Genomic DNA, 15,256 nt, shown 5'->3' with positions numbered 1-15,256 from the left:
TTCAGGGCGGTTTAGTTATAAAAAACAATATGTAATACCGGAGAAAACCATGAATATTATCAATAAAATTATCAATGGACCATATCTTCTTGCTCCTGGCTTAGAAAAAATTACTATTTCCTGGGAAATGGCACAATTAACTAAGCTGCAATTAAAATACCAGCAGGCAAACACCACCACCATTATTTCCATCAATCCCGAATTTATCCATGAGCCCGCTTGCCGCAAGTATCCTGATGGTTGTTTCTTATATACAGCGGTCCTTAAAAAATTGCTCCCGGGAAAATTATATTATTATAAAATTTTCACAGAAGACAATATTCTTCTGTCATCAGGCCACTTTAAAACATTGCCGCAAAAAACAGAAAAGATTAGTATTATTACCATATCTGACTCCCATCTTTTTAATACAGAAAAACAATTTTCCCAAATGGTATCAACAAAACAGCCCGACTTTATCATACACAGCGGTGATATATCATTTGGCACTGGTTATCAACATGAACAATATGTACAAAACTGGTTTCAAAAAATACCAGATATATTAAGGACAACTCCTTTTTATTATATTCCCGGCAACCATGATGAAGGACCTTTCTATAATATATTTTTTGCCCAGCCACAGGCAAAAACCGTCAATGGCATTTATAACGGCCACTCCTATTCCTTCGATTATGGATCTGTACATTTTGCAATGGTTGACAGCAATTCCTGGGGATTATTTGAAATGAATGCTGTAAATTCAGGACTAAACCCTGATAACACTACAAAAAAATGTATAACAAAAACACTACAGTGGCTAAGAAATGATCTGGAACAAAAAAACTCTCGTCATGCCAGTTGGCGAATCTTAATCTTACACCACCCATATACAGACGAATTTAATAATAAATATATAATTCCCATCGCAGAAAAATATAACGTTGATTTAGTAATAAGCGGTCATCTTCATTATTATGTAAAAGCAATATCTATTAATCCTGCCATTGGTACCAAAACCACGTATATTTCTCAAGGCAGCCTGCAGGATCCTAACGCTTCCCTTAATAAATCCGGAGAAAAACGCTTTTTAGGAGATTTTCCTGAAATAACCGCCATGGGCAAAAACAACTATGGACAACTGGAAATAAGCAAAGATTTAATTTGTTATAAATTTTTTGGTTTTTATAAAAATACTGATAAATTAATAGACACTGTTATTTTATCGCATGAACCGCCCAAAATAGAATTAAATAATGTACAGATCAACCGACTTGATAATAATGGGCATATAGAAATAACAGCATCCGCTATAAATAAAAGTAATATTCCTTCTGCTGTAAATATCAACTTATTTGATAATGATAAAAAACATACCATCAATTTATTTGGCAGTAAAAATAACAGCCATGTAGTCGTATTAGATCCCTTTGAAGAAAAAAAATTAACAGCATTATATAAAGCTGTTTACCAGGGAGAACATATCATCACGATTGGCAATACTAACAAAAAAATAGTAGTATTTGAGCCTACGCAGCTATCCTTTTCTCACATGAAATTATTTACAGGAAAACAATTGTCTTCAAATTATTTATCCGCATCAATTGAAGCTGTAAATAATCTTGACAGAGAAATATTCACAGCTATACCTCTTTATATAAACCAGCATATAGCAGTAACAAAAAATTTATTTTTTCGCGGTCATGAACAAAAAAATATCGACTTCGCATATAAATTTTCCCAATGCGGAAATTATCAAATAAGTATTGCTGATCAACTTCCCAAAGAAATATCTATTGAAGGCGGCATCCGCGTAATTCCCCGTATACATGATAAATCAGGGCACGGACACTATGGTCTGCTGCATGGTACACCTAAAATAATTAGTAAAAAAGATTGTGTAGAAATATATCTGGAACAATATGGTGATTATATAGAAATTCCTTCTACACCAGATATGGAAACAGACACTTGTTTTACTGGCATTGTCAATGCAAAAATAGAGCGTCTGGCAAAAGAAAATGAAATGAGCCATAATCCCTTAATGGTAAAAGGAAAATCTGTCGGCTGGGGTGCAACTTATCTCCTGCGAATGGTCGTTGAGCGCAGCGGCAGCTTAAAATGGGGAATATGCCATGACAGTACAGAATATTCCTGGCAGGGCGGCAATGCCAATATAGGCAAATGGACTCAGTATGCAATAACATTTGATAAAAAAACTGGCGGCAATTCATACTGTAACACAGAAAACACTGCTCATGTAACTGGTATTTCTTCCGAATGTCAATTGCGTCAATGGAAAAAAGAACCCATATTTATTGGTTATTCGTATATCGGACATATAATTAAAGAAATAGACCGGCCGAAATATTTCACACATTTACCGGGACATATCAATCAAGTACGATTTTACAAAACAAATTTATCAGAATCTGAGATCCAGTCTGTTTATAATTCTCCTTATAAAGATGGCCCCAAGAAAAAAGATTTAATAGTATGGCTTGATTTCCATAATATTCTCACCGTAGGAACACATATAACAGAATGGCGCCATCCAGCTGTTTATGATCCTGAATATAAAACAGAAAAAAAATATTGGTCGTTTAAGCAATTAAAAACAAAAGCATCCATTCCCTTACCAACTGATATAAAGTCAACCATAGAAGTTTCCGATGACTGTCTTTTTATCAAGGGAAGCATGGAAATAATATTAAAAACCGGGACTAATTACACAGATATTTCTAATCTGCCGCCGGCACAATATATACGCATAATAACAAATTTTTCTGCCCAAATAGGTCCTGAAGGAACGTTTACCCCAGAACTTCAGGAATATCAGATAACAGCTGCCAATGAAAACAATTTTACTGAAATATTTTGGTCAACACGTAAAGACTGGGAAAAAGGTACTTTCAATGGTGCTATAGGTTTCGCCCCTGTCGACAGATTGCGTAATTTTACTGAGTATACCGATATAATACACGGATAATCCATTTCAGAAAAATATCTAAAAGACCGACCTATTAAATAATACTTTTAGTAGGTCGGTCTTATTTTATGCTTCTTTTTTATCAGGTGGTACATTATGCAAAATAAGTTCCGGATTATTATCCATAATCCATCCTAAAGCCCATTCATTATTTACCAACAATACCGGCCGACCCTTCATATCTTTTACAAACATCCCTCTGTCTGCTCCGTTAAGGCTTTCCGGTTTTACTTCCAGTCCATTTTTAAATTCCAGCCATCTTGCTACTTCAAATGGCTGCATTGTTATTACAATATCAACATTATATTCTTTTTCAAGTCTATATTTCAACACATCAAACTGCAGCTGTCCAACCGTACCAACTATATAACTTTCCATCCCAGTTCCAGGCTGTTCAAAAAGCTGTACAGCTCCTTCCTGTGTCAGCTGATTTATTCCTTTGATGAACTGTTTGCGTTTCATAGTGTCCTTGGCTTCAACACGGGCAAAACGTTCTGGTGGAAATACTGGGAAATCAGCAAATCTAAATTTTTTATTAGAATCACATATAGTATCACCTATGCCAAAAATTCCCGGATCAAATAAACCGACAATATCCCCTGGATAAGCATTATCAATAATCTGTCTGTCCTGCGCTAAAAACTGCTGTGGCTGAGAAAGCTTTATTTGCTTATTTTCTTGAACATGCATTACCTGCATATTTCTTTCAAATTTTCCTGAACAAATACGAATAAATGCAAGACGATCATGGTGTGCCGGATTCATATTAGCCTGAATCTTAAATACAAAGGCAGAAAATTTATCATCTTCCGGCGATATTATTCCGCTATCAGAAATATGCGGCTGAGGTGGTGGTGCCAATCTTAAATATTCTTCCAAAAAATTTTTTACACCAAAATTAGTCATAGCACTACCAAAAAACATTGGTGTAAGCTCACCTTTGGCAACCTTATCATCATCCCATGATTCCCCTGCTTCATCTAATAAAGCTATATCTTCTAACAAAGTATTATATTCATGCTCACTTATTTTATTTTTAACCATTTCATCCTGTGCCGCAAAAATAACTGATTCACGTTCTTTTTGTCCATGTGAATCATCCGCAGAAAACAATTCTATCTGTTTTTTTCTTCTGTTATAAACACCTTGATAACGCCCATCAATTCCTATTGGCCAATTCATAGGATATGCTTTTATCCCCAACACATTTTCAATTTCATCCATTAAATCAAGTGGTGCTTTACCATATCTATCTAATTTATTTACAAAAGTAAATATAGGAATATTTCTTTGCTTGCACACCTTAAAAAGTTTCTTTGTCTGTGTTTCTATACCTTTAGCTGCATCTATAACCATTACAGCACTGTCTACTGCCATAAGTGTACGATATGTATCCTCACTAAAATCCTGATGGCCCGGTGTATCCAATATATTTATACGACAGCCCGCATAATCAAACTGCAATACGCTTGATGTAACAGAAATACCCCGCTGTTTTTCTATTTCCATCCAATCTGAAACAGCATGGCGCTGCGTTTTTCGCGACTTTATTGAGCCCGCTAAATGAATAGCTCCTCCGTATAAAAGCAGCTTCTCTGTAAGTGTTGTTTTTCCGGCATCTGGATGTGATATTATAGCAAATGTGCGTCTTCTTTTTATCTCATCTTGCAACTGTCCCATTATTATCTCCTTCTTATGGATGCTAGAAGATTTCTTAATTTAGAGATTAATACTTACATCATCTAAAATCTAAAAATCATTACTTATAAATCCAATTTATCTTTTTAATAATATTTAAATATTCACTTTATTATTTTATCATAACTAAATAATAAAATCATCGTAACACAGTAACAAAAAACATTATTTTATATATATACCGGGAAAAGAACAAAAAATAAAATATTTTATAAAGTATCAAATATATAACAGATATAAAACTATTACAAACTTCCAACGAATAACATTAATAAAACACGATAAAATATTTTATCGTGTTTTATTAATGTTATTGTTATTCTTATTCGTATATATTAATATAGATTAACCTATCATTCTAACTAACGCCTAAAAATTTTTTCTTCTTACTAATTTAAGAAAACTTATTATAAATATTTAGTCAATAATATCAACAATTGTGACAAATATCATATATGCCTGCTCTTTTAAGAGTCTTAACCATTGTTTCTCCCATATGAGCAACAGTATCAGCTACGTCTATTCCAGCAGCATTAAGTGCTTTTATTTTATCAGCAGCTGATCCCTTACCACCGGATATAATAGCACCTGCATGTCCCATACGTTTTCCCGGAGGAGCCTGGCGACCGCTTATAAATGCAGCAACTGGTTTTTTCATATTAGCGCTTATCCAATCTGCAGCATCTTCTTCTGCTGTACCGCCTATTTCACCAATCATTAACACTGCTTTAGTATCATCATCTTTGTTAAAAGCTTCTAAGGCATCTATAAAGTCTGTTCCTTTTACAGGATCTCCACCTATACCAATAATAGTAGTCTGTCCAATACCGGCATTACTCATCTGATACATTGCTTCATAAGTCAATGTTCCTGAGCGGGAAATAATCCCTACATGTCCTTTTTTATGTATTGAACCTGGAATAATACCTATATTGCATTCATCGGCCGTCATAATTCCTGGGCAATTAGGTCCGATGACACGTGTCTTTTTACCTTTTAAATAGCGACGAACTTTGACCATATCCTGTACAGGAATATGTTCTGTTATACATATTACAATATCCATTTCATTATTAATTGCTTCTAAAATACTATCAGCAGCAAATTTAGCAGGAACAAACACTACTGATGCGTTAGCTCCTGTCTGTTCTTTCGCTTCTGCCACGGTATTAAATACCGGTACGCCTTCAACAGTTTGTCCACCTTTTCCCGGAGTTACTCCTGCTACTACATTAGTCCCATAATTCAACATATTTTTTGTATGAAATAATGCTTGTTTACCTGTAATTCCCTGTACTAGCACTCTAGTATTCTTATTTATAAAAATTCCCATTAAAAACCCCCCTTAGTTATGCATTTTTTACAAGTTCAACAACTTTTTTAGCCCCTTCAGTCATTGATTCTACCATAATAACATTAGGAATATTAGCATCTTTAAGTATTTTTCGTCCAGCTTCTACGTTAGTTCCATCAAGACGTACCACAATAGGAAGTTTTAAATCAAGCATTTTATTAGCTTCTATTATTCCTTCTGCAATTATATCGCATTTATTAATTCCGCCAAAAATATTAACGAAAATGCCCTTCGCTTGTCCATCTTCTGTCATTATTTTAAAGGCTTTAGCATCATCTTCAGCTGAGCCTTGACCACCAACATCAAGGAAGTTAGCTGGTTCTCCACCATAATGTTTTATAATGTCAACTGTTGCCATAGCAAGACCCGCACCATTTACCATACAAGCAACGTCTCCACCAAGATTTACATAATTAAGACCTAATTCAGCAGCTTCTCTTTCCTTTGGATCTTCTTCCGATTCATCGCGCAATGCATTGATATCAGGATGACGGAATAATGCACTATCATCAAAATTTAATTTTACATCAAGAGCCATAACATTCTGATCTTCCGTCAATACAAGCGGATTTATTTCGGCAAGTGAACAATCCTTGTCAATAAATACTTTATATAATCCAGTCATTAAAGCAGCTGCTTTATTTACTAATGCTGGTTCAATATTAAGCTTAAATGCCATGCGCCGTGCTTGAAATGGTGCTAACCCTATAAATGGATCTATATACTCTTTAATTATTTTTTCTGGAGTTGATGAAGCTACTTCTTCAATTTCCATGCCACCTGCTTCAGAACCAATCATTACTGTTTGAGCTGTAGTACGATCAATAGTAAAACTTAAATACAGTTCTTTTTTGATTTTGCAACCTGCTTCGATTAAAAGACGATTTACTTTTTTCCCTTCTGGCCCTGTTTGTTTTGTTACTAAAGTCTTACCTAATAAATCTTTAGCGTATCCTGCAACTTCATCAAGAGATTTTGCAATTTTTACGCCGCCAGCTTTACCTCGTCCTCCTGCATGAATCTGTGCTTTTACCACTACTACATCCTGTCCAAGTTCCTTTGCTGCTTCTACTGCTTCATCAGCAGAAAATACAGGTTTACCTACAGGTACTGACACGCCATAAGAACGAAGAATTTCTTTACCTTGATACTCATGAATATTCATTTAAACACCCCAATCCTTTAAATTTAAACAATTTATATATTGGAAATTTTCACAAAAAAAATAAAAGCGGAAAAATTATACTTACACTACTTTATTTAGCTATTAAAAACAGCAAAATAAAATAGAAAATGACATAATATCCGTAAAATATCAGTAAATCTTTACAACTTCACCTGTTCTGAAATGAGGTAAATAAACTCCCTCAACTGCCATCTGTCCAGGTAGATTTACTTTTCCATTGAAAACTATAGTGCAGTGCCCCAATTCAGCTAAGTTTTTATTAACATTAGCACCTATCTCCACTATTTTAAATTTAGACGAACCCCATTCCAAGGTATCTCCAATGGAAATATCAGACTCAAGCTTTCCCTTAGTGTGTACTACTGACATTGCAGCCAACCCTTCACTACAGCCTTCATCAATAATAGTAATACATTTGCTTGTACTGAGAAAATTTGCTACATTTTCTCCAATAGATACAACATCAAATTTGTATTTCATTTTCACACCGCCTTATTTTTTTTCTATTATACCACAATTCAATAAAATCATAAAATAATTTAAATTAATTTCTTTGTAAATATAAGTAATAATTATTATGATTTTTTTTTATTACAGCTATAATTTTTCTCTATCTAAATAATATTTCATCAGTTTTTGTGCCGTAGTCCCATAGTAATATGTTGCCTTTTTATAATCTTTTTTTTCTTCATAATTTCTACCAGCAAGTATCATTAATTCGACACTATCAGGTATAATGAATTCAATATCATTCCATAGAGATTGGGAAACATAAAGTTTATACATTTTATCAAATTTAATCGTATTACCATCAATCCATGGTTTCGCCTCATTAACAAAATGAATTAATATATCTCCCTTCTCACATAAATCCAGAGTAGGGTCATTTGGTGCTGTCATACGATTAAATTTATAGGGAAGACAATAAATGTTATTTTGCAAAACAACATTTATTGCATCTTGGTCCGGTAAAAGAAAAAATTCATAAAATTTATTATAACAATCTATTATTATATCTGTTATATTTTTCACCCGCCATTTTTCCATATTTATTAAAAGAACACCCGAATTAAAATAAAGATTTGTATTTAATCCTAAGCGCTTAATCTGTTCAGGTCCATGTTTTTTTTTATAAGGACAAGCTCCTAATATAAAATTTTCTATATCAATTTGCCATAATTCTTTGATATTACCGATACATAAAATATCCGCATCAAGATACAGTAATTTTTTTATATCTTTATCAATAACATCTGGCAGTAATATTCTGAGCAGTATAGACTTATCAAAACGCTTTGAAGTATATATGGACAAATTTGGCAACTTATCTATTTGTTCTGATAAATCATATATTATGATATTAGCATTATTATATATAAGATTAAACTTATCCTTTTTTTCTTTGTTTATTTTTGATGGTTTTTCACTAAAAGCAACATGAAAAACTATATGTTCTTTAAATGAATTTAATAAAATAGATGTCATCAAAACACCAGCATAGGGGAAATACTTATTATTTACTCCCAAAGCAATATGAATAACATTACTTTTTTCCATTTAAACAACTCCATTTAAATAATTATCACACGCCCTACTTTGCAACGTAATAACTGATATAGCTGATAAATAAATTTTATCAACAGTCACTATACATGACTTTGGCAGACTTTTGGATACATCTACAATTTTCTTTTTTTCTCGCATTGCTAAAATAAATTCATCATCTTGTTTATCCTTTATATTATAAATGGCTATTATATTTTTCAACGGTATTGTTATATTGCAGCCAATATGCAAAAACATTATTATTCACCTTTTTTTCCAGATAATTTTTTCATTTCATCAAATTTAAGATCATATTTTAAATAATTTATATTTTTTTTTACTATTTTTTCGTTAATCTGTTCAGGCGGTAATGCTTTATAAAGCATTACTAAAGTTTTTGCCTGTATGTCATTATAAGAATTTATCCTTAAATTTATAGCCATTCGCTGCACCAAACTAGCACGAGCATCATTTACCATTTCTTGAGTACAGTCCTCTACATAGCTTTTTATTTCGCCATACCTGGCCCACGGTTTTGTCATTAAGATATTGCGAATTTTTGCTGCTCTATTATTTTTTACTTTCCTCCTACAGTTACTACAGTAAGTTTCATTTTCTGGACATAAAGTACCACACATTTTACACTTATGCCATTTTTTCATTTTTTTTACTTTATATATTTTTTTGCTTATAGATAATACTTTCTTTATTTTTTCAGCTAAATCTTTATCTTTTACACTATTACATTTTTTTTCTATTACAATTTTTTCTTGTTCTGATAAAACCATATTAGCTAATATTCTTTTTATATCTTTTCTTTCCTCTATTTTTACCGGAATATTTTTGTTATTTCCCATTTTTCCGTAAGTAAATTTTATATCTTTTATTAATCTATATTTTAAAATATCATTAATTTTATTTATAATATCAAGTTTCATATATAAGAGATTATTTGCCCATACACTACTTGATGTCCCTATATAAAGAACACCAAAAGCAAAATGTTTAGGGACGGCATGTTCAGCTATTTCTTTTCCCACTATATCTTCCCAATAAAATTTAATAAGATAGAATTTATATTCAGGTGAATTAGAAAGATGTTTTATAGCTCTGGGAATTATCTGTCCAACTGTCTTGAAATCATTGTATTTTTTTTTTCTTCTTACCATTTATAATTCTTCTACCCTTCCCCTTGAAACATTATACAGACAAGCATCGCTTATATTATCAAACATAGCTGCATCAGTAGCTGTAATAAAAGTTTGTATACTCCTATTTTGAAAAAACTCGACCATTTTTTCCCTGCGGATACTATCAAGCTCACTCATAACATCATCTAAAAGCAATATAGGATATTGTCCCAGACAATCTTTTATATATTCTAGTTCAGCAAGTTTGAGAGCAAGAACAGCTGTACGCTGCTGCCCCTGTGAACCAAATGTTTTTAAAGCTATATCATTTATAAATAAATCTATATCATCATGATGTGGACCTATCCCGGTAGAACCACGTTTTATATCTAAAAACCTGTTTTCTGTTAATTTTTCCTGATATATTTTTTTTAAATTATCTTTTTCCAGCTGACTTATATCTATGCCACTGATTTTATAGTTAATAGTAAGTTTCTCTGTATTATTTGATATTTCCTGCTGCATCACAGCGGCAAAAGCAGCTAGCTTTTGTACTGCAGAAAATCTCTTTTTCCAGATGAAAAAAGCTGTATCAATAAGCTGAATATCCCATGTTTCAAGCATAGATGCTTTTTGTTGGCGCTCACGAATTTTCTTTAACAGGTTATTGCGCTGCATGACTATTTTATTATATTTTACTAAATTACTATAATAAGCTGGATCAGTTTGCGATAGTTCTATATTCAAAAATCTGCGGCGCAGCGAAGGTGCGCCTTTTACTATAAGTAAATCTTCTGGTGAAAATAAAACTACAGTAATAGTACCTGGAAGGTCTTTTTGCCGTATATTTTCACCATTCAATATTATTTTACGCCGTTTAATTTTACTTAAATAAAATTTAATATTATTTTGAATATCTAAGCGCGAAAATAATATGTTTATAACAGCTTCATTTTCCTTCCAGTTTATAAGGTCACTATCATTTTTTATTCGATATGATGTACCGAGAGCCGCATAGTATACTGATTCTATTATATTTGTTTTTCCCTGAGCATTACAACCAGTAAAAATATTTAAAGAAGGGGATAATAAAATTTTTAGGTCTTTATAATTACGAAAATTTTTTAAAAAAATTGCATGAATATTCATTATAATTCCTTAGTATTAATAATATAAATAAAGTGCTTTTTATATTATTATAAAAAGCACTTTTGTATGAATAACTGTTTCTTTAATATAAATTAATATTCTAAATATAATACAATATATTTTAACATAAAATTTATTTATTAGTCAAAGTTACGTAGAACAAGATATTTTATCTTGTTCTACGTACAGGAGTTACTACGTAAATAAACATATCATCATCAGTCGGTTTTATTAAAGCTGAAGAAGTCTCATTATTAAAGGAAAAATAAATATTTTCGGAATCTATATATTTTAGGACATCAAGAATATATTTAGCATTAAAAGATATATTTATTGGTTGTCCAGTGAGTTTTATAGTTATATTTTCTTCTGCTTTGCCTATTTCTGGATTATTTGATGATAATAATAAATTATCAGTTGTAAAATCCAGATTGATTATATTGTATTGATTAGAGCGTGATATTAATGATACACGATCTATAGCACTTTGCAGATCACGAGTTTTTATAGAGACAGTTGTTATAAAATCAGGTGGAATAACATTATTATAATCAGGAAATTGTCCTTCTATTAAACGAGATACAATATATATATTATCATAAGTAAAACTTATTTGATTGTGAGAATAAGTTATTTTTACATCAATAGGGATATCTGATGTTAGTAGTGAGGATAAATCATTTAATATTTTAGATGGAATTATTAATTTTGTTGATAAGTTAAATTTATTATCATCCATGATTTCTTTTTTTACAGCTAAACGATGAGTATTAGTTGCAGCCATTACTAATATGGCATTATTTATTTCTAGTAAGCAGCCGGTGAATATTGGTCGAATCATTTCTGTTGAGCAGGAAAAGGAGGTCTTTTTTATAAGATCTGTGAGTATGTTACTGCGGAGAGAAAAAGTATTTTCGCTTTTTAATTTTTTTATTTTGGGAAAATCAATAGCAGACATGCTTAATAAATTGAATTTTGCTGTGTTAGATTTTATTGTTATTGTGTTTTGTTCGTTATTTGAGGTTAGTTCGATATTATCTCCAGGTAAAGTTTTGATAACGTCGAAAAAATATCTGCCTGGTAAAACTATCGTTCCTTCTTCTTCTATATCAGCATTTATTTTACAGATTATTCCTATATCATAATCTGTTGTTTCTATACTAAGTGTATTATTTTCTGCATGGATATAAATACCTGAAAGTATTGGCATTTGTGGTTTATTTGATATTGCCTTTGTATTTATTTGTATGGCTTTTGTAAGTTCGTTTTTGGGGCATATAAATTTCATGTTTTTTCTCCTTATTTATTATTATTATATACATATATAAGGTTAGTAGTAATAGTAATAGGGGCTGTGGAAATGTTGATAACTATATTTTGTGTAGTAGGGATAAAGTTTGTTGTTGTTGATAAGTTGTTGATAATTATAAAATTTTTATCCACAAATTCACAAATTTTTAGATATACGAGATTTATCCACAATAAAGTTACAGGTTATACATTTAAAATACACATTTTGTGGATAAATCTTATATGTTTTGAATATGGTGTGTTAATTCTTTAATAGTATTGTCTAGTTTCTTATCAGTTTTTATTTTAGTACTTATTTTATCGTAAGCATGAATAACTGTTGTATGGTCACGACCACCGAAAATTTCGCCAATTCTTGGCAATGAAGCATCAGTCAGTTCACGGCATAGGTACATAGCAATCTGACGAGGAAAAGCAAGATTGCGGGTTCTTTTTTTAGCGACAAGTTCAGAGATGTCTATTTTAAAATAAGATGAAACGATTTCTTGTACCAATTCAAGTGTTACAGTACGGCTTTCATTATTTGTAAATACATTTTTTAATGCTTCTGCAGCAAGTTGTTTTGTTATTATTTGTTTATTGAGGGATGCAAATGCCATTACACGGGTTAATGCTCCCTCGAGTTCACGTATATTATTATCGATACGGCTGGCAATATATACCATTACATCATTAGGAACGGTTAAGTTTTCCAGCAGAGCTTTTTTTCTTAAAATAGCTATACGTGTTTCTAGATCTGGTGCTTGTATATCAGTGATGAGACCCCATTCGAAGCGCGAACGAAGACGATCTTCCAAAGTTTGTATTTCTCTTGGATGGCGATCACTTGAGATTATGATCTGCTTATTGGCATCATGCAGTGTATTGAAAGTATGGAAGAATTCTTCCTGGGTATGTTCTTTTTTTGATAAAAACTGAATGTCGTCTACCAATAGCACATCAATATTACGATATTTTTGTCTGAATGCCTCTGGTTTACCATCACGAATAGAGTTAATGAGTTCATTTGTAAATTTTTCGCTTGATATGTATAAAACGCGCATATCAGGATTATTTTGTAGTATTTTATGACCAATGGCATGCATTAAATGCGTTTTACCTAAGCCTACACCACCATACATAAAAAAAGGGTTATAAACCTTAGATGGTGATTCTGCTACAGCTAAAGCAGCGGCATGGGCAAAGCGATTGGAATTGCCTGTTACAAATGTTTCAAAAGTGTATTTGGGATTTAAAGAAGAAGAATCACCAGGCGTTATTGGTAAGGGAGCATTTGTTTTTGCAAGCTTATTGATAGATAATGTTTCTTCCGTATGTGTGTTATTTATAGTGGTTGTAGGATAAATAAGGGGAATTTGTGTTTCTTCTTCTTCGGGTGCATCATCTTGTAGATGAAAACTTGTGATAATTATATTCAATTTAGCTGTTGTTACTTCATAGCTGGCATCAATAATAAGTTGCATATAATGTTTTTCTATCCAGTCTTTAGAAAAATCTGTAGGCGTACCCAATTCTAATGATGTAGTAGTTAATGCAATTGGTTTTATTGGTTTAAGCCATGTATCGCATACCATTTTTGACAGGGAATTTTCTAATTTTTTTAGTATTTCTTCCCAAGTAGCATGTAATTGTGCCTTCTCCATTAAAAAGATCCTCTCTATACAGGTAAAGTTTCTGATACAGTAATATATTTGATTTATTGAGGGATTAATATATTGCTGGACAATGTTATAGCATAAAAAATTTCTTTAATATGCATGATAAGAAAAAAAGTTATCCACAAAGTTATACACAGTTGTTGATAACTTTAAAACTTACAAAAATCGCTATTAATTATAGGAAATAAAAAAATATGTATAATCAAAAAAGCTATAATATCAGTATATAACAGACTGTTGATAATTATGTTGATAAACATTAATAGATGTGGATAAATATGTGGATATGTATATATCATATTATCAAAAGCTAATAAAGTTAGCAATAATTATTTTGCATTGTTGACACTATAAGCCTTGTAGTCTATAATTTCATATAGCAAATTGTCATTTTATTAACATAAGGAGGTGTAAGTTGTGAAAAGAACTTTTCAACCGAATAATCATTGGAAAAAACAAACTCATGGATTTCGTGAACGCATGAAAACAAAGGGCGGACGGTTAGTTTTAAAAAGAAGACGCGCTCGTGGCAGAAAAACTTTATCTGCATAAGCACGAAGTATAATATAGATTGCCTGAGGATCTGTGTAGTCTTAGAAAAAAATCGTGCGTGGGGAACATCCCCGGGCAAAAGCCACGGGGAATGTCAGCCCCAGTAAATGTGGAGTTATATGAATCAGAAATTATCAAAAAAAATAATAATGCAGTATAACGAGGAATTTCAGCATATTTATAAGAATGCAAAGTCATTGTCTGATCGTTATATAGTAATGCATATAGCATATAGTAATAAGTTTAATCATAAAATCGGCTTTGCGGCAGGAAAAAAATTAGGAAATGCGGTTACCCGTAATCATATTAAAAGGATTTTACGGGAAGTATATAGAAAAAACAAACAAAATGTAAAAGAAAATATTTGTATATTACTAGTAGGAAGAAAAGCAGCAGTAAATGCTGACTATAATGATATTAACAGGTCTTTTTGCAGGTTATGCAAAAGGGCAGGAGTTTGGAAAGTAGCGAAATAATTGGGAAAAAAGATATTGCTTAGTATAATATATTTTTACCGCGGTTTTATATCACCAATGATGATGCCATCATGTAGGTATATACCGACTTGTTCAGAATATGCGGTTATTGCCATAAAAAAATATGGCGCAAGAAAAGGCGGTTATATGGCTGTGAAGCGTATATTGCGTTGTAACCCTTTTCATAAGGGTGGCTATGATCCTGTTAAATAAACAAAAATAATTGAAT

14 protein-coding genes are annotated in these 15,256 nt (G+C 31.8%); 4 read left to right on the top strand and 10 right to left on the bottom strand.

Annotation, left to right across the window (positions count from 1 at the left end; genetic code table 11):
- Window positions 1–49: 49 nt before the first annotated feature.
- Complete coding sequence (locus I6760_RS05895; RefSeq protein ID WP_196593530.1) at window positions 50–2,968, top strand: metallophosphoesterase; 2,919 nt, start codon at window positions 50–52, stop codon at window positions 2,966–2,968.
- A gap of 66 nt (window positions 2,969–3,034) precedes the next feature.
- On the opposite strand, the gene I6760_RS05890 is transcribed toward I6760_RS05895, so the two are convergent.
- From I6760_RS05890 to dnaA, 10 genes are all read right to left on the bottom strand, one after another.
- Window positions 3,035–4,648: a peptide chain release factor 3 gene (locus I6760_RS05890; RefSeq protein ID WP_196593529.1), complete on the bottom strand. Its 1,614-nt coding sequence runs from the start codon at window positions 4,646–4,648 to the stop codon at window positions 3,035–3,037.
- Window positions 4,649–5,096: 448 nt separating this feature from the next.
- Window positions 5,097–5,999 (bottom strand): succinate--CoA ligase subunit alpha, encoded by a 903-nt coding sequence (gene sucD, locus I6760_RS05885; protein WP_196593528.1) that lies wholly within the window; start codon window positions 5,997–5,999, stop codon window positions 5,097–5,099.
- A 16-nt stretch (window positions 6,000–6,015) separates the two neighbouring features.
- Complete coding sequence (gene sucC, locus I6760_RS05880; RefSeq protein ID WP_196593527.1) at window positions 6,016–7,185, bottom strand: ADP-forming succinate--CoA ligase subunit beta; 1,170 nt, start codon at window positions 7,183–7,185, stop codon at window positions 6,016–6,018.
- Between the two features lie 150 nt (window positions 7,186–7,335).
- Window positions 7,336–7,686: a PTS glucitol/sorbitol transporter subunit IIA gene (locus I6760_RS05875; protein ID WP_196593526.1), complete on the bottom strand. Its 351-nt coding sequence runs from the start codon at window positions 7,684–7,686 to the stop codon at window positions 7,336–7,338.
- Between the two features lie 117 nt (window positions 7,687–7,803).
- On the bottom strand, window positions 7,804–8,763 hold the full coding sequence (locus I6760_RS05870; RefSeq protein WP_196593525.1) for a glycosyltransferase family 8 protein: 960 nt from the start codon (window positions 8,761–8,763) through the stop codon (window positions 7,804–7,806).
- Window positions 8,764–9,009, bottom strand: a complete 246-nt coding sequence (remB, locus tag I6760_RS05865) for an extracellular matrix regulator RemB (RefSeq protein WP_196593524.1) — start codon at window positions 9,007–9,009, stop codon at window positions 8,764–8,766.
- Window positions 9,010–9,011: 2 nt separating this feature from the next.
- Window positions 9,012–9,920 (bottom strand): DUF721 domain-containing protein, encoded by a 909-nt coding sequence (locus I6760_RS05860; RefSeq protein ID WP_196593523.1) that lies wholly within the window; start codon window positions 9,918–9,920, stop codon window positions 9,012–9,014.
- On the bottom strand, window positions 9,921–11,030 hold the full coding sequence (recF, locus tag I6760_RS05855; RefSeq protein WP_196593522.1) for a DNA replication/repair protein RecF: 1,110 nt from the start codon (window positions 11,028–11,030) through the stop codon (window positions 9,921–9,923).
- A 169-nt stretch (window positions 11,031–11,199) separates the two neighbouring features.
- A complete protein-coding gene (gene dnaN / locus I6760_RS05850; RefSeq protein WP_196593521.1) occupies window positions 11,200–12,318 on the bottom strand; it encodes a DNA polymerase III subunit beta in 1,119 nt (372 codons plus the stop codon).
- Between the two features lie 241 nt (window positions 12,319–12,559).
- Window positions 12,560–13,984 carry a chromosomal replication initiator protein DnaA gene (gene dnaA / locus I6760_RS05845; RefSeq protein ID WP_196593520.1) on the bottom strand — a complete coding sequence of 475 codons (1,425 nt, stop codon included), beginning with the start codon at window positions 13,982–13,984 and terminating at the stop codon, window positions 12,560–12,562.
- Between the two features lie 432 nt (window positions 13,985–14,416).
- On the opposite strand from dnaA, the gene rpmH reads away from it, so the two are divergent.
- The 3 genes from rpmH to yidD all read left to right on the top strand — a co-directional run bounded on the left by rpmH (window position 14,417) and on the right by yidD (window position 15,240).
- A complete protein-coding gene (gene rpmH / locus I6760_RS05840; RefSeq protein WP_196593519.1) occupies window positions 14,417–14,551 on the top strand; it encodes a 50S ribosomal protein L34 in 135 nt (44 codons plus the stop codon).
- A 119-nt stretch (window positions 14,552–14,670) separates the two neighbouring features.
- Complete coding sequence (gene rnpA / locus I6760_RS05835; RefSeq protein WP_196593518.1) at window positions 14,671–15,027, top strand: ribonuclease P protein component; 357 nt, start codon at window positions 14,671–14,673, stop codon at window positions 15,025–15,027.
- Window positions 15,028–15,240 carry a membrane protein insertion efficiency factor YidD gene (gene yidD / locus I6760_RS05830; RefSeq protein ID WP_196593517.1) on the top strand — a complete coding sequence of 71 codons (213 nt, stop codon included), beginning with the start codon at window positions 15,028–15,030 and terminating at the stop codon, window positions 15,238–15,240.
- Window positions 15,241–15,256 lie beyond the last annotated feature (16 nt).

The sequence above is a fragment of the Pectinatus sottacetonis genome (assembly GCF_015732155.1).
Lineage (GTDB): Bacteria > Bacillota > Negativicutes > Selenomonadales > Selenomonadaceae > Pectinatus > Pectinatus sottacetonis.
This window is presented reverse-complemented; position numbering and strand designations above follow the sequence as displayed.

Coding starts and splice junctions, on each gene's coding strand:
- sucC (WP_196593527.1), bottom strand. CDS start 7,185: ATGAATATTCATGAGTATCAAGGTAAAGAAATTCTTCGTTCTTATGGC.
- I6760_RS05875 (WP_196593526.1), bottom strand. CDS start 7,686: ATGAAATACAAATTTGATGTTGTATCTATTGGAGAAAATGTAGCAAAT.
- I6760_RS05895 (WP_196593530.1), top strand. CDS start 50: ATGAATATTATCAATAAAATTATCAATGGACCATATCTTCTTGCTCCT.
- remB (WP_196593524.1), bottom strand. CDS start 9,009: ATGTTTTTGCATATTGGCTGCAATATAACAATACCGTTGAAAAATATA.
- dnaA (WP_196593520.1), bottom strand. CDS start 13,984: ATGGAGAAGGCACAATTACATGCTACTTGGGAAGAAATACTAAAAAAA.
- I6760_RS05870 (WP_196593525.1), bottom strand. CDS start 8,763: ATGGAAAAAAGTAATGTTATTCATATTGCTTTGGGAGTAAATAATAAG.
- recF (WP_196593522.1), bottom strand. CDS start 11,030: ATGAATATTCATGCAATTTTTTTAAAAAATTTTCGTAATTATAAAGAC.
- dnaN (WP_196593521.1), bottom strand. CDS start 12,318: ATGAAATTTATATGCCCCAAAAACGAACTTACAAAAGCCATACAAATA.
- sucD (WP_196593528.1), bottom strand. CDS start 5,999: ATGGGAATTTTTATAAATAAGAATACTAGAGTGCTAGTACAGGGAATT.
- rnpA (WP_196593518.1), top strand. CDS start 14,671: ATGAATCAGAAATTATCAAAAAAAATAATAATGCAGTATAACGAGGAA.
- I6760_RS05860 (WP_196593523.1), bottom strand. CDS start 9,920: ATGGTAAGAAGAAAAAAAAAATACAATGATTTCAAGACAGTTGGACAG.
- I6760_RS05890 (WP_196593529.1), bottom strand. CDS start 4,648: ATGGGACAGTTGCAAGATGAGATAAAAAGAAGACGCACATTTGCTATA.